The 20,674-nt window shown below is 64.3% G+C and carries 17 protein-coding genes; 8 read left to right on the forward strand and 9 right to left on the reverse strand.

Annotated elements, in window-relative coordinates:
- Positions 1-71 precede the first annotated feature (71 nt).
- On the forward strand, positions 72-1,775 hold the full coding sequence (locus tag D6B98_RS10090) for a diguanylate cyclase domain-containing protein (RefSeq protein ID WP_126256865.1): 1,704 nt from the start codon (positions 72-74) through the stop codon (positions 1,773-1,775).
- 68 nt (positions 1,776-1,843) lie between these two features.
- Here the strand turns inward: D6B98_RS10090 and D6B98_RS10095 are convergent, their stop codons facing one another.
- Positions 1,844-2,890 (reverse strand): GGDEF domain-containing protein, encoded by a 1,047-nt coding sequence (locus D6B98_RS10095; RefSeq protein WP_205680473.1) that lies wholly within the window; start codon positions 2,888-2,890, stop codon positions 1,844-1,846.
- Positions 2,891-3,078: 188 nt separating this feature from the next.
- Between D6B98_RS10095 and leuS the strand changes: the two genes are divergently transcribed.
- The 3 genes from leuS (at position 3,079) to holA (ending at position 7,392) form a co-directional block, all read left to right on the forward strand.
- The gene (gene leuS / locus D6B98_RS10100) at positions 3,079-5,703 is read left to right on the forward strand and encodes a leucine--tRNA ligase (protein WP_126256866.1); all 2,625 of its coding nucleotides are present in this window, start codon (positions 3,079-3,081) and stop codon (positions 5,701-5,703) included.
- Positions 5,690-6,241, forward strand: a complete 552-nt coding sequence (gene lptE / locus D6B98_RS10105) for an LPS assembly lipoprotein LptE (protein WP_126256867.1) — start codon at positions 5,690-5,692, stop codon at positions 6,239-6,241. Before leuS ends, lptE begins: the two co-directional genes overlap by 14 nt.
- Positions 6,242-6,363: 122 nt before the next feature.
- Positions 6,364-7,392, forward strand: a complete 1,029-nt coding sequence (gene holA, locus D6B98_RS10110; RefSeq protein ID WP_126256868.1) for a DNA polymerase III subunit delta — start codon at positions 6,364-6,366, stop codon at positions 7,390-7,392.
- A gap of 340 nt (positions 7,393-7,732) precedes the next feature.
- Here holA and D6B98_RS10120 read toward each other — a convergent pair whose 3' ends face one another.
- From D6B98_RS10120 to hemJ, 7 genes are all read right to left on the reverse strand, one after another.
- Positions 7,733-8,620, reverse strand: a complete 888-nt coding sequence (locus D6B98_RS10120; RefSeq protein WP_164718507.1) for a ParB/RepB/Spo0J family partition protein — start codon at positions 8,618-8,620, stop codon at positions 7,733-7,735.
- 149 nt (positions 8,621-8,769) lie between these two features.
- Positions 8,770-9,636 (reverse strand): ParA family protein, encoded by an 867-nt coding sequence (locus D6B98_RS10125; RefSeq protein WP_028133438.1) that lies wholly within the window; start codon positions 9,634-9,636, stop codon positions 8,770-8,772.
- A 30-nt stretch (positions 9,637-9,666) separates the two neighbouring features.
- Complete coding sequence (rsmG, locus tag D6B98_RS10130) at positions 9,667-10,308, reverse strand: 16S rRNA (guanine(527)-N(7))-methyltransferase RsmG (RefSeq protein WP_245481337.1); 642 nt, start codon at positions 10,306-10,308, stop codon at positions 9,667-9,669.
- A 160-nt stretch (positions 10,309-10,468) separates the two neighbouring features.
- A complete protein-coding gene (mnmG, locus tag D6B98_RS10135) occupies positions 10,469-12,349 on the reverse strand; it encodes a tRNA uridine-5-carboxymethylaminomethyl(34) synthesis enzyme MnmG (protein ID WP_126256871.1) in 1,881 nt (626 codons plus the stop codon).
- A 741-nt stretch (positions 12,350-13,090) separates the two neighbouring features.
- Positions 13,091-14,449: a tRNA uridine-5-carboxymethylaminomethyl(34) synthesis GTPase MnmE gene (gene mnmE / locus D6B98_RS10140; RefSeq protein ID WP_126256872.1), complete on the reverse strand. Its 1,359-nt coding sequence runs from the start codon at positions 14,447-14,449 to the stop codon at positions 13,091-13,093.
- Positions 14,450-14,767: 318 nt separating this feature from the next.
- Positions 14,768-16,033, reverse strand: a complete 1,266-nt coding sequence (gene rho / locus D6B98_RS10145; RefSeq protein ID WP_028133442.1) for a transcription termination factor Rho — start codon at positions 16,031-16,033, stop codon at positions 14,768-14,770.
- A gap of 249 nt (positions 16,034-16,282) precedes the next feature.
- Positions 16,283-16,717: a protoporphyrinogen oxidase HemJ gene (gene hemJ, locus D6B98_RS10150; RefSeq protein ID WP_126256873.1), complete on the reverse strand. Its 435-nt coding sequence runs from the start codon at positions 16,715-16,717 to the stop codon at positions 16,283-16,285.
- A 458-nt stretch (positions 16,718-17,175) separates the two neighbouring features.
- Here hemJ and D6B98_RS10160 point away from each other — a divergent pair, with 458 nt between their 5' ends.
- The 4 genes from D6B98_RS10160 to dnaQ are packed head-to-tail and all read left to right on the forward strand — an operon-like array spanning position 17,176 to position 20,040.
- Entirely contained in the window at positions 17,176-18,015 is an 840-nt protein-coding gene (locus D6B98_RS10160) for a pyruvate, water dikinase regulatory protein (RefSeq protein WP_126256874.1), read from the forward strand.
- Between the two features lie 8 nt (positions 18,016-18,023).
- A complete protein-coding gene (locus D6B98_RS10165) occupies positions 18,024-18,632 on the forward strand; it encodes a Maf family nucleotide pyrophosphatase (RefSeq protein WP_126256875.1) in 609 nt (202 codons plus the stop codon).
- A 23-nt stretch (positions 18,633-18,655) separates the two neighbouring features.
- Positions 18,656-19,255, forward strand: a complete 600-nt coding sequence (gene coaE, locus D6B98_RS10170; RefSeq protein ID WP_126257272.1) for a dephospho-CoA kinase — start codon at positions 18,656-18,658, stop codon at positions 19,253-19,255.
- Positions 19,256-19,311: 56 nt separating this feature from the next.
- Complete coding sequence (gene dnaQ, locus D6B98_RS10175; protein WP_126256876.1) at positions 19,312-20,040, forward strand: DNA polymerase III subunit epsilon; 729 nt, start codon at positions 19,312-19,314, stop codon at positions 20,038-20,040.
- Here the strand turns inward: dnaQ and secB are convergent.
- Positions 20,037-20,528, reverse strand: a complete 492-nt coding sequence (gene secB / locus D6B98_RS10180; RefSeq protein ID WP_028133448.1) for a protein-export chaperone SecB — start codon at positions 20,526-20,528, stop codon at positions 20,037-20,039. The two genes, dnaQ and secB, sit on opposite strands and share 4 nt — an antisense overlap.
- Between the last annotated feature and the right edge of the window lie 146 nt (positions 20,529-20,674).

Raw genomic sequence — 20,674 nt, forward strand, 5'->3', positions numbered from 1 at the left:
AATTTTACCGAGTTCAAGAAAGAGTTTTTGAACCCTTCGCTTTACCTTGCCCTGCGGGGTGGGTAACGAAGATGGCAAGCATAAGTCTCAACCGCAAGCGGGCGAAACTCAAGCAGGTTCTCGGAATCCGGGCGCGGCTGGCGCTGCTTGCGGTGATTCTGGTGGCGCCCTTGATGTTCGAGCGTATCCGCTCGCTCGAGGACACCCGCGCGCGGCAGATCGCGCAGGCCACGGCCGAATTCACCACCATCGCAAGACATAGCGCCGATGCGCAACGCGAGGTGATCTCGTCGGTCGAGACCATCCTGAAAGCGGAAGCTTTCATCCGCGCCTCCGCCGGCGGCGTCACCAAGAGCTGCGACGTGCTGCGCGCGAGCCTGCCGTCGAACCTGCCCTGGATCCGCACGCTCTTGATCGCGGGCCAGGACGGACGCATCCAATGCGCCACCAACAACATGTATGTCGGCCTCGACCTCAGCGACCGGCCCTATTTTCAGCAGGCCCAGGAGAGCGGCCGCTTCGTGCTGAGCGATTTCATCCTGTCGCGCCCGGCACCGACGCCGACCGTGATGGCGGTTTACCCGGTGTCCGCGTTCAGCGGCGTCGCCGACGCCGTCGTGCTCGCCACGGTCAACCTCGACTGGATGTCGAAGGTGATGAGCAATCTGGGCGGTCGCGCCGGTATCACCGCCGTGCTGGTCGACAGCGCAGGCACCGTGCTGGCCGCACCGGCCGATCAGCACAGCTCGATCGGTCGTCCCCTCGACAGCATGCCGCTGATGGCGGCCATCGCCGACCGGGCGCTGCGGTCGGACCAGGACGAGGGCTCACTGTCTTTCCTCGCCGCCGACGGCTCGCGCCGCGCGGTCAGCTACATCCGTATCGCCGGCACCAATGCCCGCCTGATTGCCAGCATCGACGAAGACAAGGTGTCGGCGGCGGTCAGCCGCGACATCCGCACCGCCTATCTCCAGCTCGCTTTCGTCGTCGTGTTCGTCCTGCTCGGCGCGCTGATCGCTGCCGAGAAGCTCGTCATCAAGCCGATCGAGATGCTCGTCGACATGGCCAAGCGCCTCGGCGAGGGCGATCTGTCGGCCCGCGCCGCGCGCAATCGCCTGCCGGCCGAGTTCGTGCCGCTGGCCCGCGCCTTCAACGCGATGGCCGCGCAACTGAGCCAGCGCGAACGCGAGCTGATCGCGAGCAACGACCGGCTGACGGTGATGGCCTCGATCGACATGCTGTCCGGCCTCGCCAACCGCCGCGGCTTCCAGAGCCGGCTCGACTTCGAATGGATGCGCGCGCAGCAATATGGCAGCGACCTCGCGCTTCTGATGATCGACGTCGACCATTTCAAGCTGTTCAACGACACCTATGGTCATCTCGAAGGCGATTCCTGCCTGACCAGGCTCGGCGAATCGCTGTCCGGCATCGCCGCCGACACGATGGGCTTTGCGGCGCGCTATGGCGGCGAGGAATTCTGCCTGTTGCTGCCGAACACCGATGTGGCTCGCGCCGTGAAAATCGGCGAACAGGTGCGCGCGACCGTGCTGAAGCTGTGCCTGCCGCACATCACCTCGGCCCATATGATCGTCACCGTCTCGATCGGCGTTGCCGCGACAAAGCCCAACGAAAGTCTGCGTCCCGGCGACCTGATCGAAGCCGCCGACGCCGCGCTCTACGCCGCCAAACATCGCGGCCGCAACAATGTCGTCGAGCACGGCATCCAAGCGATCGAGAGCGGCGCGGCGGATATGATGATGGCGGCCAGCGCCTAGCGGGCTGTTGCTTCACCTCGCCCCGCGAGCGCGGCGAGGGAGCGCACCGGTCATCGTCTCGCCCGAACCTAGCCCGCAGCTCGCGCGCGCTCGAGCTCGGTCTCCGTCACGACGCGATTGCGGCCGCCGCCCTTGGCGAGATAGAGCGCGCGGTCGCAGCGCTCGATGAGATCGGTGATCGCTTCGCCGGGCCGGTACTGCGCTACGCCGATCGACACGCTGATGTTGGGCAGGATCTCGCCGGTCGAGCGGCGCGTGATCGTGCATTCGGCAAGCGCGCGCCTGATGCGCTCGGCGATCTCGGCGCAACAGGCGAGATCGGCGGCCGGCAACACCGCGATCAGCTCCTCGCCGCCATAACGGGCCGGCAGATCCTGAGGGCGAACCTTCTCGCGCAACACCTTGGCCATCAGGCGCAGCACCTGGTCGCCGACGCCGTGGCCGAAATTGTCGTTGAAGGATTTGAAGTGGTCGATGTCGAGCATCAGCACGCTGAGCGGCTCGCCCCAATCCGCGGTCGCCTGCGCCTTGCGCAGGAATTCGTCGAGCGCCCGCCGGTTTGCAAGGCCTGTCAGCGTGTCGGTCCGGGCGCGCTCCTCCGACCTCGTGAGCGAATCCCTGATGACGTCGAGCTCGCGGGTCTTCTCCGCAAAGCCTGCCTCGAGCTGGGTCGCCTTCGTGGCGGCCCGGGCCAGCTCGTTCATGAGCTGGGCGACCAGCGCCTTCGGATCGACGCCAGCCTTGCCCTGGTCCGCCACCGCGCTGATGACCCGCATCTGCGAATGGTTGTCAGCGATCGCGGTCGCCAGAAATTCCCTCGCCGTACCCATGAGCGCATGCAGCCGTTCGGAGGTGTCGACGGCGGTGGCGCTCACCTGGGGTGCGACATAGGTCTCGAACAGGTCCTGATTGGTTCTGGCGTCAAAGGGACGATTGTGGTCGATCAGGAGATCGATCGCGTTGCGCAGATCGTCATGGCTGCCCGCGAAATATTGGTACCAGACCGCAAAATTGGTCGGGGTCGGCGCGATCCGCTGTTCGGCCATGCTGCGCATCGCCCGTCCGGCGATGGAGGCGGCATAGTCGTAGTCGGGATCGTCGAAGCTCGAATCCATCGCGGTCGTCCTGTCGGGCCGCAACATGGCATCGAGCCCTTAATCGCGCCCCAACATCGATCCTCGTAGTTATGCGGAGGCCGACGGTCATGGTTCCAAATCGCGGCAACCCATTGACCCCTTGAGGACTTCTATGGCCTAGTCCGCCGTCTTGAGACGGCCGGACCCACAAAAACCCCAACGATTCCATGACCTCCGAACGCTATAACGCCCGCGACGCCGAACCGCGCTGGCAACGCCTCTGGGACGAGCAGGCGATCTTCGTCTCCAGGAACGATGATTCGCGGCCGAAATATTATGTGCTCGAGATGTTCCCCTACCCGTCCGGGCGCATCCATATCGGCCATGTCCGGAATTACACGCTCGGCGACGTGCTGGCCCGCTTCATGCGCGCCAAGGGGTTCAACGTGCTGCACCCGATGGGGTGGGACGCCTTCGGACTGCCGGCCGAGAATGCCGCGATCGAGCGCAAGGTCGCGCCCAAGGCCTGGACCTACGACAACATCGCCGCGATGAAGAAGCAGCTCCGCTCGATCGGGCTGTCGCTGGACTGGTCCAGAGAGATCGCGACCTGCGATCCCTCCTATTACAAGCATCAGCAGAAGATGTTCCTGGACTTCCTGCGCGAAGGCCTCGCCGAGCGCGAGAAGCGCAAGGTGAACTGGGATCCCGTTGACATGACCGTGCTCGCCAACGAGCAGGTGATCGACGGCCGCGGCTGGCGTTCGGGCGCTGTCGTCGAGCAGCGCGAGATGAATCAGTGGGTCTTCAAGATCACGAAGTACTCGCAGGAGCTGTTGTCGGCGCTGGATACCCTGGACCGCTGGCCGGACAAGGTGCGGCTGATGCAGCGCAACTGGATCGGCCGCTCCGAAGGCCTGCTGATCCGCTTCGCGCTGGATGCGGCGACGACGCCGGCCGGCGAGAGCGAGCTGAAGATCTTCACGACGCGCCCGGACACGCTGTTCGGCGCGAAATTCATGGCGATCTCGGCCGATCATCCGCTGGCACAGGCCGCGGCCGCGAAGAACCCCGAGCTTGCCGCGTTCATTGCCGAGATCAAGAAGATCGGCACCGCGCAGGAGATCATCGACACCGCGGAGAAGCAGGGCTTCGACACCGGCATCCGCGCGGTGCATCCGTTCGATCCCTCCTGGAAGCTGCCGGTCTATGTCGCCAATTTCGTGCTGATGGAATACGGCACCGGCGCGATCTTCGGCTGCCCCGCGCACGACCAGCGCGACCTCGACTTCGTCAACAAGTACGGTCTCGGCAACACGCCCGTGGTTTGTCCGGAGGGCCAGGACCCGAAGTCGTTCGTCATCACCGACACCGCCTATGACGGCGACGGCCGCATGATCAATTCGCGCTTCCTCGACGGCATGACCATCGAGCAGGCCAAGGACGAGGTGGCGAAGCGCCTCGAGACCGAGCTGCGCGGCAACGCGCCGGTCGGCGAGCGGCAGGTCAATTTCCGCCTGCGCGACTGGGGCATTTCGCGGCAGCGCTATTGGGGCTGCCCGATTCCCGTCATCCATTGCCCGAAATGCGACGTGGTGCCGGTACCGGATGCCGACCTGCCGGTGAAGCTGCCCGACGACGCGACCTTCGACCGGCCGGGCAACGCGCTCGACCATCATCCGACCTGGAAGCACGTCACCTGCCCCAAATGCGGCGGCAAGGCCCAGCGCGAAACCGACACCATGGACACCTTCGTGGATTCGTCCTGGTATTTTGCGCGCTTCACCGATCCCTGGAACGAGAACGCGCCGACCACGCCCGCGGTCGCCAACCGAATGCTCCCGGTCGACCAGTATATCGGCGGCGTCGAGCACGCCATCCTGCATCTGCTCTACAGCCGCTTCTTCACCCGCGCCATGAAAGCGACCGGGCACATCGCGCTGGACGAGCCGTTCGCCGGCATGTTCACGCAAGGCATGGTGGTGCACGAAACCTACCAGAAGGCCGACGGTACCTATGTGCAGCCGGCCGACGTGAAGGTCGAGGTTGGCGGCAATGGGCGCCGCGCGACGCTGCTCGGCACAGGCGAGGACATCACGATCGGCCCGATCGAGAAGATGTCGAAGTCGAAGAAGAACACGGTCGACCCCGACGACATCATCGAGACCTACGGCGCCGACGTCGCCCGCTGGTTCATGCTGTCGGACTCCCCGCCCGATCGCGACGTGATCTGGAGCGACGAGCGCGTCCAGGGCGCCTCGCGCTTCGTGCAGCGACTGTGGCGGCTGGTGAACGATTCCGTCGAGCTCGGCAAGGGCGCGCCGACGGCCCGGCCGGCCAGCTTCGGCCCGGATGCCACCCTCTTGCGCAAGGCCGCCCATGGTGCGCTGGACAAGGTGACTACCGGGATCGAGCGGCTGCACTTCAACGTCTGCCTCGCCCATATCCGCGAATTCACCAATAGCTTCTCGGAGATCCTGCAGCGCCCCGGCCAGCCGTCCGCTGACCTGGCCTGGGCGATCCGGGAAGCCGGCCAGATCCTGGTGCAGCTGTTCTCCCCGATGATGCCGCACCTCGCCGAGGAGTGCTGGCAGGTTCTGGGCCAGAGCGGGCTGGTTTCCGAGGCCAATTGGCCCCAAATCGAACGCGATTTGCTGGTTGAAGACAGCGTGACCCTGGTGGTCCAGGTCAATGGCAAGAAGCGGGGTGAGGTCACAGTTGCAACAGCGGCCCAGAATCCGGAAATCGAGGCTGCCGTTTTGGCACTCGATGCGGTAAAGCTGGCGCTGGACGGCAAGCCCGTCCGCAAGGTGATCATCGTCCCCAAGAGGATCGTAAATGTTGTCGGCTAGGATCCGCATCGCAGCCCGCTTGCTGGCGGTCGCCGCCCTGGCCGCGTTGACGGCCGGCTGCTTCCAGCCGATGTATGCCGAACGAAACGACGGCACTCCCGGCCTGCGCGAGAAGCTGATGGGCGTCGAGCTGCCCCCGATCAGCAAGCCCAATGCCTCCCGCGAGGCCCGCGTCGGCGTCGAGATCCGCAACGCGCTTGCTTTCAAACTTTACGGCTCGGCGACGGGCATGCCGCCGACCCACCGGCTGGACATCCGCTTCACCTCCAGCCGCTCCTCACTGATCGTCAGCACCGCGACGGGACTGCCGACCAGCGAAAATCTCGGCATCGACGCCCAATACAATCTGATCGACGTGGTGACCGGCAAGTCCGTCATGACCGGCTCGACTTTCTCGCGCGTGTCCTACGACATGCCGGGATCCTATCAGCGCTTCTCCCGCACCCGCGCCGTGCGCGATGCGGAGGACCGTGCCGCCAACGAGATTGCCGAGAACATCACGACCCGGCTCGCCTCGTTCTTTACCGCGGGGACGTAAACACTCCCAGGGGCGCCCGCTGGGCGAACTATGGTGCGCAATTGCGCACCTGAGAATCTCGATCCAAAATATCCGGATTCCGGGTTCGCGCGCTGCGCGCCCCGGAATGACGATGGGGCCCGATGGTCGCGCTGCGCGGAAAAGAGATCGACAGCTTCCTCGCCCGCCCCGATGCGGGCCGTCCGATCATCCTGCTCTACGGTCCCGATGCCGGCCTCGTGCGCGAGCGCGCCGATGCGTTGATCGCTTCCAGCGTCGATGACCCCAACGATCCGTTCTCCCTGGTCAGGCTCGACGGCGACGAGCTTTCCGGCGAACCCTCGCGCCTCGTCGACGAGGCGATGACGGTGCCGCTGTTCGGCGGCCGCCGCGCCATTCGCGTTCGCGCCGGCTCGCGCAGCTTTGCCGGCGGAATCGAGACGCTGGCCGAGATGAACGTGAAGGATTGCCGCATCGTGATCGAGGCCGGCGAGCTCCGCCCGGAATCGCCGCTGCGCAAGGCCTGCGAGCGCGCCAAGACGGCTGTGGCGATCGGCTGCTATCCCGACACCGAGCGCGATCTCGCCAGGCTGATGGACGACGAGCTGCGTATCGCCAACCTGCGTATCGCGCAGGACGCCCGCGCGGCGCTGATGTCGTTCCTCGGCGGCGACCGCCAGGCCTCGCGCAACGAGCTGCGCAAGCTGACGCTCTACGCCCACGGCAAAGGCGAGGTCACGCTGGACGACGTGATGGCCGTGGTTGCGGACGCCTCCGAGCTGAAGCTCGACCCGATCGTCGACGGCGCCTTCGCCGGGCGGCCCGACATCGTCGAGACCGAGTTCGCAAAAGCCATGATCGCGGGCACCTATCCCGGCGTGATCATCTCCGCCGCGCAGCGCCAGGCTGCGTGGCTGCACAAATCCGCGCTCGCCATCGCCGACGGCCAGCCCGCCTCCGCCGTGCTCGATGGCGGCTTCCCGCGGCTGCATTTCTCACGAAAGCCCGCGGTCGAAACCGCGCTGCGCAATTTCAGCGTGGCGAAGCTCGCCGCCGTCATCGAGCAGCTCGCGACCGCGGCGCTCGACACCCGCAAGCAATCGATGCTCGCCGCCGCCATCGCCCAGCGCACGCTGATGGCGATCGCCGCGAACGCAAAGCGGCGGGGCTGAGCGCGGCCCTCTGCACGTCATTGCGAGCGCAACTCTTTCCACCCGTCATTGCGAGCGAAGCGAAGCAATCCAGAGTCTCGCCGCGGAAAGATTCTGGATTGCTTCGGCGCAACCGCTCCTCGCAATGATGTTGTGGCCGAGAGATGCGCGTCACAGAGGCGACGATAATTCCTCATCCTGAGGAGCGCGCTCCTGCGCGCGTCTCGAAGGATGAAGGCCCGTCTGTGGCTCCTCGCCCTTCGAGACGCCGCTTCGCGGCTCCTCAGGGTGAGGGAGATAGACTGGTTATGTTGCGCGACATTCCGGGTCTCGCGTCGCGAGCCCGGAACGGCCAACGAAACTACAGCGCGCCCTTGGCCAGCCGCTTCATCACCTCGTCGAGCTGATCGAGGTTGCGGTAGTTGATCTGGACCGAGCCGCCGGGGTCGCGGTGATTGACGGTGACCTTGAGGCCGAGCGCATCGCTGACGCGCTTCTCCAGGTCGATCGTGTCAGGGTCCTTTTCCTTCCCTCCAGACGCGCGCGCCTTTTGCGGCTTGCGCTCCGGCACGCCCTCTTCATGCGCGAGCGCTTCGGCCTGGCGGACATTGAGCCCCTCCTCGACGATGCGCTTGGCGGCGGCGAGCGGATCCGGCACGCCGATCAGTGCGCGGGCGTGACCGGCCGTCAGCTCGCCGGTCGCGATGAAAGCCTGCACCTCCGCCGGCAGCTTGGTCAGCCGCATCATGTTGGCGACGTGGCTGCGGCTCTTGCCGACGACCTTTGCGATGTCGTCCTGGCTGCGTTTGAACTCGTTGGCGAGCGCGTGATAGCCCTGCGCCTCTTCCATCGGGTTGAGGTCCTCGCGCTGCACGTTCTCGACGATCGCGAACTCCAGCGCATCGCTGTCGCTGATGTCGACCGGGACGATCGGCACCTCGTGCAGACCGGCCATCTGCGAAGCGCGCCAGCGCCGCTCGCCGGCGATGATCTCGTAGCGGTCCTGTGCGCCCTTCACCGGACGCACCACGATCGGCTGGATCACGCCATGCTGCTTGATGGACTCGCTGAGCTCCTTCAGCTCGGCGTCCGAAAAGGTGCGGCGCGGATTGCGCGGATTGGCCTTGATGAATTCGATCGGCACCTTGCGCTGCGCGCGCGGACGATCGACATGCTGAGCCTCGCCGCCGACGTCGCCGATCAGGCTTGCAAGTCCCCGGCCCAGTCGCGAACGCGCTTCATCGGCCATCGCCAGCTCCCTTGGATTCACGGTGCAGCACTCCAGAACTGAATTGTCGTAAGTTGTAGGATGGGTAGAGCGCAGCGAAACCCATCACTGTATGCGCTTTGGGTGATGGGTTTCGCTGCGCTCTACCCATCCTACGGATCAACGTCGCTTCAATGCGTCGTACGCAGCTCGCGCTCGCGCTGGATCACTTCGGTGGCGAGCCGCAAGTAAGCTTCGCTGCCGACGCATTTGAGATCGTAGACCAGCACCGGCTTGCCGTAGGACGGCGCCTCCGAGATGCGCACGTTGCGCGGGATCATCGTCTTGTAGACCTTCTCGCCCATGAACTGCCGGACGTCGGCGACGACCTGGTTCGAGAGGTTGTTGCGGGAGTCGAACATGGTCAGCACGATGCCATGGATCGACAGGTTCGGATTCAGCGTCGAGCGCACCTGCTCCACGGTCTGCAGCAATTGCGACAGACCTTCCAGCGCGAAGAACTCGCACTGGAGCGGCACCAGGATCGCGTCGGAGGCAGCCATCGCGTTCACCGTGAGCAGGTTCAGCGAAGGCGGGCAGTCGATCAGCACATAGGTGTAGTCGGCATCCGGCGAGACGTTGTTGTTGAGCGCGCCGATGGCGTCGCGCAGCTTGAAGGCGCGGCCAGGCGTGGTGCCGAGCTCGAGCTCGAGACCGGAGAGGTCCATGGTCGAGGGCGCGATATGCAGCCGCGGCACCGCGGTCGAGACCACGGCCTCGCGCAAGGCCGCTTCGCCGACCAGCACGTCATAGGTCGAGCAGGAGCGGTTGCGGCGGTCGATGCCGAGGCCGGTCGAGGCGTTGCCCTGGGGATCGAGATCGACGATCAGGACGCGTTCGCCGATCGCCGCGAGCGCCGTACCCAAGTTGATCGCTGTGGTTGTTTTACCCACGCCGCCCTTTTGATTCGCCAGCGCCAGGATGCGCGGGTGGCCATGCGGCACCTCCGCGGTCGGTTCTTGCGTCTTGTCTTGCTGCGGCTCGTCAATCACGGTCATCGAAATTTCCCCACTCAACCCCTGAGCGCCTCAGCTGCGCCGTTCGGCGGCATTGAGCTCCACGATCCAGCCGTCACCCGTGCGGCTCTGGTGCAGCCGAGGCTCAATATTCCAATATTTAGCGGCTTCGGTCAATTCAGCCTCTACATCTTGGCCCTTGAGAAACAGCGCCGTCGCGCCTTGGCGCATCAGCGGCTCCGCAAAGCCGATGAGTTGGTGTAGCGGAGCCAACGCACGCGCGGTCACGCAATCGACGGGGCCGGTGATTCTATCCACATTATCCCCGATCTCAGCGAGATGTACGACTCCCGGCGATGAGGTGATGCGAATTGCTTCGCGCAGGAAGGCCGCCTTCTTGGCGATCCGCTCGACGAGATGGACGCTGGCACCCGGCATCCCCGCCATGGTGCAGGCCAGGACGACGCCGGGAAACCCGCCGCCGCTGCCGAGATCGGCCCAGCGTCTTGCCGTGGGCGCGAGATCGACCAGCTGGAGCGAGTCGGCGATGTGCCGGGTCCAAAGGTGCGGCAAGGTCGAGGGCGCAACCAGATTGGTCTTGGCCTGCCACTCCCGCAGCAGCGCGATGTAGCGGTCGAGCCGCGCTTCCGTTTCATGTGAAACGGGAGCGAGCTTCAGTGCCGCGGCCTTGTCGGCGGCGATGACGGAATCCAGCGCCTGATCGTTGGCGCGGGCTTTGTCGATTTTCGGATTGGCCGGCGCGTCGTCCCGACCCGCGCCGGCACCTGTTCCGGGTCGTCGTGATAGCGGTCTGTCCCCGCCCGGTCCGCGCTGTTTCACGTGAAACGCCTATGCGATGGCTTATGCGATTGCCTTATGCAATTGCCTTGGAGCTCTTCCGTGCCTCACGCCGGAGATAGGCCGCGAGGATGCCGAGCGCAGCCGGTGTCATGCCGTCGATCCGGCCGGCCTGGCCGACCGTGAACGGCCGCGCCTTCTCCAGCTTGGCCCGCACTTCGTTGGAGAGACCGGGGACAAGGCTGTAATCGACCTCCGACAGCACCATCCCTTCGTCGCGCCGGAAGGCCTCGACGTCGGCACTCTGCCGCTCGAGATAGACATCGTACTTGGCGTCGATCTCGAGATGGGTCGCGATCACGGGATCGATCCGCGCCAGCTCCGGCCAGATCGCCCGGACTTGGCTCCAGCCGATGTCCGGATAGGCCATCAACTCGAAGGCCGACCGGCGCTGGCCGTCCCGGTTCAGGGACAATCCGTGCTTGATGGCCTCGTTTGGGGTGATCGTCAGCGACTTCGAGAGCGTCCGGGCCGCATTCAGGGCGTCCATCTTGGCGCGGTGGTGCAAGGTCCGGGCGCTTCCAACGCAGCCCAAGGCGATGCCCTTCTCGGTCAGACGCTGATCCGCATTGTCAGCCCGCAGCGTAAGCCGATATTCGGCCCGCGAGGTGAACATCCGATACGGCTCGCTGATCCCGCGGGTGACGAGATCGTCGATCATCACACCGAGATAGCCGTCGGCGCGGTCGAACACCGTCAGTGCCGCCCCGCTCGCAGCAAGCGCCGCGTTCAGGCCGGCGACGATGCCCTGCCCGGCGGCCTCTTCGTATCCGGTGGTGCCGTTGATCTGCCCGGCCAGGAACAGACCGCGCAGACGCTTGGTCTGCAGGGTCGGATCGAGCTCGCGGGGATCGATGTGGTCATACTCGATGGCATAGCCCGGACGGACCATCTTCACCCGTTCCAGGCCAGGGATGCTGGCGAGGATCGCGAGCTGGACCTCCTCGGGGAGCGAGGTCGAGATGCCGTTGGGATAGACCGTGCTGTCGTCGAGCCCTTCCGGCTCCAGGAAGATCTGGTGGCCGTCGCGGTCGCCGAAGCGGACGATCTTGTCCTCGATCGACGGGCAATAGCGCGGCCCGGAGCTCTTGATCTGGCCGGAGTACATCGGAGAGCGGTGGACATTGGCCCGGATCACCTCGTGGGTTGCCGCGGTGGTGCGGGTGATCCCGCACTGGATCTGCGGGGTCGTGATCCGCTCGGTCATCACCGAGAATGGCTCCGGCGGCTCGTCTCCGGGCTGCATCTCGACCGCGGACCAGTCGATCGTGGTGCCGTCCAGACGCGGCGGGGTGCCTGTCTTGAGCCGTCCCAAGGTGAAGCCGGCACGTTCAAACGACGAGGAAAGGCCCATCGCCGGGGCCTCACCGACACGGCCGGCGGGCCAATTCTGCTCGCCGAGATGAATGAGCCCGCGGAGGAAGGTACCGGTGGTGACCACCACCGCCCCTGCCCGAAGCTCGCGGCCATCGGCCAGACGCAGACCCGTGACCCGGCCCTCGGCCACGATCAGTTCATCAGCCTCGCCTTCAACGACAGAAAGGCCCTCGGTCTCGCGGATCGCGGCCTGCATCGCCGCGGCATAGAGCTTTCGATCGGCCTGAGCCCGGGGACCACGGACAGCCGGACCCTTGCGACGATTGAGCACGCGAAACTGGATGCCGCCGGCATCGCCGACCCGGCCCATCAGACCGTCGAGCGCATCGACCTCCCGAACCAGATGGCCCTTGCCGAGACCGCCGATAGCGGGATTGCAGGACATCGCGCCGACGGTCGAGAAACGGTGCGTGACCAGGACGGTCCTTGCGCCCATCCGGGCGGACGCCGCCGCGGCTTCACAGCCGGCGTGGCCACCGCCAATCACGATGACGTCGAAGCTCTCTCGCTCGGTTCGCATGGGCCGACTTCTAGCTCACAGGCGGGAAAGCCGGAAGTGGAAACTGGGAGGCAACCTGTTTCACGTGAAACGACGGGAGATGAAACTGATTTCGCGAAAACAACCCCATGCACAGTACAATGGGCATTGTTGCGACTGTGGTTTTGAAGGCGGAGAAACCGCAAGTCCGGCTGTGTTTCACGTGAAACAAGCTCGGCGGCCTCGGGACAGACAGCCACGGATGTGGGTCAGGCGGCGTGACTTTAGCCCATCTTCCGTCCTGGGCGTTGGACCGGCGTAATCCCGCCGGCCGGCACTGAGCGAAGAGGTCACATTTGGTCGGATCCGATGGGGGCCAATCCACCTTCTCTCACGCAGCGAACGCACTCCAGATTCTTTCGCTCGTGTCTCGGACAAGCAGCAACGCGCGCGTTGCTGCGCAGAGCCGGGATCCAGGAGCTCCGAACGCCTGCGACCGTGGGCCCCCGGCTCAGCAGCGCACCGTCGAAGAGACGCTGCGCTGCGTCCGGGGCACATGGGGGAGAGAAGAGAGCAGCCACCGGCCGTCCGCTCCTGTTTCACGTGAAACATGTGTGCCGTAGGAAGTCAGGGAGAAAGGGCTCGTGCGATCGGTCCCGCAGTCTGCACCTCGTTAGTCCGCGGCTCTTGGAACCAGCCGTTTCACGTGAAACACGAACTCACTGTTTCACGTGAAATACCAAGAAATGGAACAAGACCTAGTTCTACAATGAAGAACTAGATCTACTTTCCGATGCAGAACTTCTGGAAGATCGCCCCGAGGACGTCCTCGACGTCCACCCGGCCCAGCAGCCGGCCGAGCGCATAAGCGGCGGCCCGCAATTCCTCGGCAGCCAGCTCCTCGCCCTCTTCTACAAGCTCAAGGCTTCGGCGCAAGCTGTCCAAGGCCCGGCTCAACAGCTCGCGCTGGCGCGCCCGGGTCACCATGGCGCCCTCGCTGGCTCCGAAGAACTCGGCCGCGAATTCGACGAGGGCCTGGACCAGATCGGGGATGCCGTCGCCTTCCCGCGCCGAGATCGCAAACTCGCCGCGCGCCGCAGCGCCCCCGGCCCTGCCCAGATCGATCTTGTTGCGGATGATCCAGACCGGGCCGCTGGATCGCTGCGCATCCATCCCGGAATTCCGAAGCAACCGCATCGTCTCGGGATCGACGGCCTGCCCGGACTCGACCAGCCACAACACCAGGTCGGCATCCTCGGCCCGCGCCCGCGCCCGGCGCACGCCCTCCTGCTCGACCGGATCGTCGGTCTCGCGGATGCCGGCGGTGTCGATGATCGTGACGGGATAGCCGTCGAGGTCGAGCTGGACCTCGATCACGTCGCGCGTCGTGCCGGCATGCGGCGAGACGATCGCGACCTCGCGGCGTGCAAGCTGGTTCATCAGCGTCGACTTGCCGACATTCGGCTCGCCCGCGATCGCAACCACCAGCCCGTCGCGCAGGCGTTCGGAATGTCCCTGTGCCGCAAGGACATTTGCAATTTCGTCGTGCAGCGCTTGGATCGCTTCGACGGCCGGCGCCATCAATTCGGCCGGTACATCGCCCTCGTCGGAGAAATCGATGCCGGCTTCGATCAGCGCCGACGCCTCGATAATCCGCTCGCGCCAGTCGCGCGCGCGGTCGCCGAGCAGGCCCTGCAACTGCCGCAGCGCCTGGCGCCGCTGCCGGTCGGTGTCGGCGTGAATGAGATCGTCGAGACCCTCGGCTTCCGTGAGGTCGAGCTTGCCGTTCTCGAATGCCCGCCGCGTGAACTCACCCGGTTCGGCCGCGCGTGTATTCTGAATAACCGAAATTGAGCCAAGGAGCGCCGCCAGCACCGCGCGGCCGCCATGGACGTGAAATTCGGCGATGTCCTCCCCGGTCGCGCTGGCCGGTCCTGGAAACCAGAGCACGACCGCATCGTCGATCGGCTGGCCCGCCCCGTCACGGAGCAGCCGGCGGCTGGCCAGCCGTGGTGCCGGCAGCTTGCCGGCAAGCGTCGTCAGCACCGGGCCGGCCTGCGAGCCCGACACACGCACCACAGCTATCGCGCTCGGGGCCCGACCGGACGACAATGCAAAGATGGTCTGGTCTCGCGGATGCATGGCCTATTTGTCCAGCTGCCGACCAAAAGGCAATGTCCGCTCGGGCGACGGACAGCAGGGTTTGCTGCACCGTCTGCCGCAGCAAGCCTATTTGTTGCAATGCAGTATATCGGAGAATTTTGCTGCAATTATTCCTGGCGGCGATCCACGTGGGCAGCGGGCCGCCACCTATTATGTAGCGAAATCAACACATTAAGTTGACCGCCGCCTCGGCCTCACCTCGCATTTCATGCAGCGTATCCACTGCAACAAGCCTGCACAATAAAAAGGGCGCCCGCAGGCGCCCTCTGAACTTAAGCAGCTTATGCTGCACCGCACTCAGGTATTCATGGAGTCGAAGAACTCCGAATTGCTCTTGGTCGAGCGCAGCTTGTCGAGCAGGAAGTCGATCGCGTCCATCGTGCCCATCGGATTGAGGATGCGGCGGAGCACGTACATCTTCTTGAGCACCTGCGGATCGGTGATGAGCTCCTCCTTGCGGGTGCCGGAGCGCGAGATGTCGATCGCCGGGAAGGTGCGCTTGTCCGAGACCTTGCGGTCCAGGATCAGTTCCGAGTTACCGGTGCCCTTGAATTCTTCGAAGATGACTTCGTCCATGCGGCTGCCGGTATCAACCAGCGCGGTCGCGATGATGGTCAGCGAGCCGCCCTCCTCGATATTGCGGGCGGCGCCGAAGAAGCGCTTCGGGCGCTGCAGCGCGTTGGCGTCGACACCGCCGGTCAGCACCTTGCCGGAGGACGGCACCACGGTGTTGTAGGCGCGGCCGAGACGAGTGATCGAATCGAGCAGGATCACGACGTCGCGGCCATGCTCGACCAGGCGCTTTGCTTTTTCGATCACCATCTCGGCGACCTGGACGTGGCGCACCGCCGGCTCGTCGAAGGTCGACGACACGACCTCGCCCTTCACCGAGCGCTGCATGTCCGTGACTTCTTCCGGACGCTCGTCGATCAACAGCACGATCAGATAGCACTCGGGATGATTGTGCGTGATCGAGTGCGCGATGTTCTGCATCAGCACGGTCTTACCCGTGCGCGGCGGCGCCACGATCAAGGCGCGCTGGCCCTTGCCGATGGGAGCGACGATGTCGATCACCCGTGCAGAAAGGTCTTTCCGCGTCGGATCGTCGATCTCCATGCGGAAACGCTGATTCGGAAACAGCGGTGTGAGGTTGTCGAAATTGACCTTGTGCTTGGCCTTTTCCGGGTCCTCGAAATTGAGCGTGTTGACCTTCAGCAGCGCGAAATAGCGCTCGCCCTCTTTCGGGCTGCGGATGTGGCCTTCGATGGTGTCGCCGGTGCGCAGGCCGAAACGGCGGATCTGCGACGGCGAAACGTAGATGTCGTCCGGCCCCGGCAGATAATTCGCATCGGGCGAACGGAGAAAGCCGAAGCCGTCGGAGAGAACCTCGACGACGCCCTCGCCGACGATGTCGGTTTCGGCGAGCGCAAGTTGCTTGAGGATGGCGAACAGCAGCTCCTGCTTGCGCATCGTGCTGGCGTTCTCGACCCCATGCTCTTCCGCGAACGAGACGAGCTCGGCCGGCGTCTTCGACTTGAGGTCCTGAAGTTTAATTTCCCGCATTGGGGTGGTCCTGTGGGGTAACCTTGGAAGGGGGGTGCGAGGAGGCTCTGAAATGCGGACGTGAGAAGATAAGGTCCGCAGGTCTGGCAAGGTTAAGTGCCGGTGAGGCTTCAAACCTGATGCGGTGTCCGGCCTCTGGAAAGCTCAGACACAACCACATCCGCCTGCGTTGGGTGGGATGTCGCCAATATAGAAAATCGCTTCCTGCTCCGCAAGCCGAAGCGCTGGGCTTATCGTCACGGGCCTTGCCTAGAACGGCTTCACGATCACCATGATGACGATGAAAATCATCAGAACGGTCGGCACCTCATTGATAATGCGATAGAATTTCTGGGTGCGCGGGCGCCGGTCGGCGGCGAAATCCTTCAGCCAGCGGGAAAAAAAGCCGTGGACCGCAGACATCGCCAGGACCAATGCCAGTTTTACGTGCAGCCAGCCGAATGAGAACCAATGGCCGGACCAGGCGAGATAGAGCCCGGCGAGCCAGGTGATGATCATGGCAGGGTTGATGATGGCCTTGAGGAGCCGGCGTTCCATCACCTTGAACGTTTCCGACTGCTTCGAGCCGATCTCGGCCTCGGAATGATAGACGAACAGTCGCGGCAGATAGAGCATGCCCGCCATCCAGGCGATGACGGCGATCACGTGCAGCGCCTTGATCCAGAGATAGACGTCTTCGAACATTTTCGCGGGTCCGACCTTCTGCGCAGTGACGGGAACTGGGGATAGTAAGAACTCGTTAAGGTCTCACCGTGCACACATATCCGTCCGTAGCGCCTTCCTCAAATCTAGAATCTTAGATTCTTAAGGTTTGAGTCTATGTGACCGTGGATTGGACTCATGCAATTCCATCCGCGAGTTCGCGCGCGCTTGTTCACATCCATCCACATATCCCGATAAGGTCTGCCGACTTCCGATAAGTCAGCCGGCTGCAAAGACTTGCGCGATTCTGTCGGCAGCTTATCAAGGCGGTTGTCCGCGCAATCCCGTTTCCGGCCCGACCGGGCGGCAAACTTGTTCTGAGGGGCAGCGGTGTGAACAAAATTGGCACTTGTCCCGCCCCCGGTGTCGCGCAACCCTTTCCGAGGGGTTAAGCTCCACAGAAATCCACAATCCACACCGCCCTCATACAAAGAGTTTTTGTGCCGACCTCGAACAATTATTTCCATCTGCACCTCGTCTCCGACTCCACCGGCGAAACGCTGATCACCGTGGCGCGCGCGGTTGCGGCCCAATACGCCAACGTCACGCCGGTCGAGCATGTCTATCCGCTGGTGCGCAGCCAGAAGCAGCTGGACCGCGTGCTCGACGAGATCGAGGAAGCCCCGGGAATCGTGCTGTTCACGCTGCTGGAGAAGGATCTGGTCTCCAGGCTCGAGGACAAGTGCAAGGAGATCAACGTTCCGAGCCTGTCGATCATCGGCCCGGTGATGCAGCTGTTCGAAGCCTATCTCGGGGCTGCGACCACGGGCCGCGTCGGCGCCCAGCACGTCCTCAACGCGGAATATTTCAAGCGCATCGACGCGCTGAACTACACCATGATCCACGACGACGGCCAGCATGTCGAAGGCCTCAACGACGCCGACGTCGTTCTGGTTGGCGTCTCCCGCACTTCGAAAACGCCGACGTCGATCTATCTCGCCAATCGCGGCATCCGCACCGCCAACGTGCCGCTGGTTCCAGGCATTCCGGTGCCCTCGCAATTGGAGACGCTGACGCGGCCGCTGGTCGTCAGCCTGCACGCGACGCCGGAACGCCTGATCCAGATTCGTCAGAACCGCCTGCTCTCGATGGGAGCGGAGTCCGGCAGCGAAACCTACACCGACAAGCAATCGGTCACCGAGGAGGTCGCGTTTGCGCGCAAGCTCAGCGCCAAGCACGATTGGCCGCTGCTGGACGTCACGCGCCGCTCGATCGAGGAAACCGCAGCAGCGATCATGAAGCTCTACAGCGATCGCCAACGCAACCGGCCTTCCGAATAGGTGTCGCGATGAGGCTGTGGCTCGGTAAATCTTCGTTGATCCTGGCCTCGCAGAGCAGCGCGCGTAAAATGCTGCTGGCCAATGCCGGGCTGGAGTTCAAGGCTGTTACCGCCGATATCGACGAACGCGGTATTCAAGCCGCCTCGAAGCTTTCAAATCCGCGCGAGATCGCTCTAAAGCTCGCGCGCGAAAAGGCCAAGGCGGTCTGCGCCCGTCATCCCGGGAGCTACGTGATCGGCGCCGATCAGACCCTGGCTCTTGGCAGCCGCCTCTTCAACAAGCCCGCCGGCCGCGACCAGGCATTGGCGCAATTGCGCGACCTCGCCGGCAACAGCCATGAGCTGAATTCCGCGATCGCTATGGCGCATGACGGCAAGATTGTTTTCGAAGACGTTTCGATCGCCCGCATGACCATGCGTGCGATGACCGAGGCGGAGCTGTCGGCCTATCTCGACGCTGCCGGCGACGCCGTCACGACCAGCGTCGGCGCCTATCAGCTCGAGGGGCTGGGCGTTCATCTGTTCGAGCGCATCGAGGGCGACCATTTCACCATTCTCGGCCTGCCGCTACTGCCGCTTCTTGCGTTCCTGCGGCGTGAGCGGCTAGTTGCGGTGTGACTGACGGAGATGGCTGCGCGCTGATGCGGATCCTGGGACTGACCGGCTCGATCGGGATGGGAAAATCCACCACCGCGAAACTGTTCGCGGAGGCCGGTGTGCCCGTCTACGACGCCGATGCCGCGGTGCATCAGCTCTATGAGGGCGAAGCAGCGCCCGCGATCGAGGCTGCCTTTCCCGGCACCACCGTGAACGGCAAGGTGGACAGGTCAAAGCTGTCGGCGCGCGTCGTGCATGATCCCGCCGCGATCAAGCAGCTCGAGCAGATCGTGCATCCGATGCTCGGCGCCTCCCGGCAAAAATTCTTCGCCGAGGCCGAGGCAGCCAAGGCGCCGGTCGTGGTGCTCGACATCCCGCTGCTGTTCGAGACCGGCGGCGAGAAGCGGGTCGACGCCGTGGTCGTGGTGTCGACCTCGCCGGAACTCCAGCGCGAGCGGGTGCTGGCGCGGGGCACGATGGACGAAGCCAAGCTCGATGCCATCATCGCCAAGCAGACGCCTGATGCCGAGAAGCGCAAGCGGGCCGATTTCGTGGTGGATACCTCGCACGGACTTGAGCCGGTGCGGGCGCAAATCGCGCAGATCCTGGCCGAGGTCGTTAAGATGCCGCAGCGGCGAACCTGATTCGCCGCCTCATAACGGCTCTCACGACACTGATCTCAAGAGACTGATCTCAAGACATGCGCGAAATCGTCCTCGACACCGAAACCACCGGCCTCGATCCGCTTCGCGGCGATCGCCTGGTCGAAATCGGCTGCGTCGAGATCCTCAACCGCATGCCGACGGGCCAGACCTATCACGTCTATATCAATCCTGAGCGGGACATGCCGGCGGAAGCCTTCGCGGTGCACGGGCTGTCGGCCGAATTCCTGTCGACCAAGCCGCTGTTCCACGAGGTCGTCGATGGGTTCCTGGAGTTCATCGGCGACGACCCGCTGGTGATCCACAACGCCTCGTTCGATATCAGCTTCATCAATGCCGAGCTCGACCGGATCAAGCGCGCAGCGATCCCGCGGGAGCGGCTGGTCGATACGTTGCTGCTGGCGCGGCGCAAGCATCCGGGTGTGTCGAACCGGCTCGACGATCTCTGCTCGCGCTATGCGATCGACAATTCGCACCGCACCAAGCACGGCGCGCTGCTGGACGCCGAGCTGCTGGCCGAGGTCTATGTCGACCTGGTCGGAGCCCGGCAGTCGCAGCTGCTTCTGGCGTCGGAGAGGGAAGAGATTCGCGTCAACGCGGCGGGCGATACGCCGCGGCGGCAGCGCCTGGCGCCGCTCGCGCCGCGGGTTTCGGATGCCGAAAGAGAGGCCCATCGGGCCTTCATCGCAACGATGGGTGAAAAGGCGATCTGGAACGAGTATCTCGCCGCTCCAGTCGCCTCTCCGGCCGGTTCAGCTTTGATTTAGGCCTGGCCGGTCTGGCCACCGCCCTGGGCGGCCATTTGCCGCTCCATGTTCTGGCGATAGAGACCGACGAAGTCGACCGGATCCAGCATCAGGGGCGGGAACCCGCCGTCGCGCACCGCGGTCGCGATGATCTCGCGCGCGAACGGGAAGAGCAGGCGCGGACACTCGATCATGACCAGCGGATGCAGATTCTCCTTCGGCACGTTGGCGATGCGGAACACGCCGGCATAGGCGAGCTCAAACGAGAACATGATCTTGCCGGCAGTATCGGCCTTGCCCTCGACCGACAGCGTCACCTCGAATTCCTGCTCGCTGAGATTGTTGGCGCTGACGTTGATCTGGATGTTGATCTGGGGCGGTTGGCTCTGCTGCTGGAGCGAGCCCGGCGCGTTCGGATTTTCGAACGACAGGTCCTTGGTATATTGCGCCAGCACGTTGAGCTGGGGAGCCTGGGCCGCCTCGGGAGGGGTGCCGTTACCGTTGGTCATGAGAGTCTCTCCTTACCCGATTGGGGCTGAATTTCGCGGCGGTTGGCTAACATAGGGCCGCCTCGTTCCACAAGGACGAACGGTCCCGGGGGCGGGGATTCGGTCCGCGCCGACACCTTTGACGGTCATCCCGCCTTTTCCGTAAA

It is taken from the genome of Bradyrhizobium sp. LVM 105, assembly GCF_003957705.1.
Taxonomy (GTDB): domain Bacteria; phylum Pseudomonadota; class Alphaproteobacteria; order Rhizobiales; family Xanthobacteraceae; genus Bradyrhizobium; species Bradyrhizobium frederickii.

Excerpts from the sequence above, each read along its gene's own strand:
- D6B98_RS10165 (WP_126256875.1), top strand. The coding sequence starts at position 18,024 with ATGAGGCTGTGGCTCGGTAAATCTTCGTTGATCCTGGCCTCGCAGAGC.
- D6B98_RS10095 (WP_205680473.1), bottom strand. The coding sequence starts at position 2,890 with ATGGATTCGAGCTTCGACGATCCCGACTACGACTATGCCGCCTCCATC.
- mnmE (WP_126256872.1), bottom strand. The coding sequence starts at position 14,449 with ATGCATCCGCGAGACCAGACCATCTTTGCATTGTCGTCCGGTCGGGCC.
- holA (WP_126256868.1), top strand. The coding sequence starts at position 6,364 with ATGGTCGCGCTGCGCGGAAAAGAGATCGACAGCTTCCTCGCCCGCCCC.
- D6B98_RS10120 (WP_164718507.1), bottom strand. The coding sequence starts at position 8,620 with ATGGCCGATGAAGCGCGTTCGCGACTGGGCCGGGGACTTGCAAGCCTG.
- lptE (WP_126256867.1), top strand. The coding sequence starts at position 5,690 with ATGTTGTCGGCTAGGATCCGCATCGCAGCCCGCTTGCTGGCGGTCGCC.
- coaE (WP_126257272.1), top strand. The coding sequence starts at position 18,656 with ATGCGGATCCTGGGACTGACCGGCTCGATCGGGATGGGAAAATCCACC.
- D6B98_RS10090 (WP_126256865.1), top strand. The coding sequence starts at position 72 with ATGGCAAGCATAAGTCTCAACCGCAAGCGGGCGAAACTCAAGCAGGTT.
- mnmG (WP_126256871.1), bottom strand. The coding sequence starts at position 12,349 with ATGCGAACCGAGCGAGAGAGCTTCGACGTCATCGTGATTGGCGGTGGC.
- secB (WP_028133448.1), bottom strand. The coding sequence starts at position 20,528 with ATGACCAACGGTAACGGCACCCCTCCCGAGGCGGCCCAGGCTCCCCAG.
- dnaQ (WP_126256876.1), top strand. The coding sequence starts at position 19,312 with ATGCGCGAAATCGTCCTCGACACCGAAACCACCGGCCTCGATCCGCTT.
- hemJ (WP_126256873.1), bottom strand. The coding sequence starts at position 16,717 with ATGTTCGAAGACGTCTATCTCTGGATCAAGGCGCTGCACGTGATCGCC.
- rho (WP_028133442.1), bottom strand. The coding sequence starts at position 16,033 with ATGCGGGAAATTAAACTTCAGGACCTCAAGTCGAAGACGCCGGCCGAG.
- D6B98_RS10125 (WP_028133438.1), bottom strand. The coding sequence starts at position 9,636 with ATGACCGTGATTGACGAGCCGCAGCAAGACAAGACGCAAGAACCGACC.
- leuS (WP_126256866.1), top strand. The coding sequence starts at position 3,079 with ATGACCTCCGAACGCTATAACGCCCGCGACGCCGAACCGCGCTGGCAA.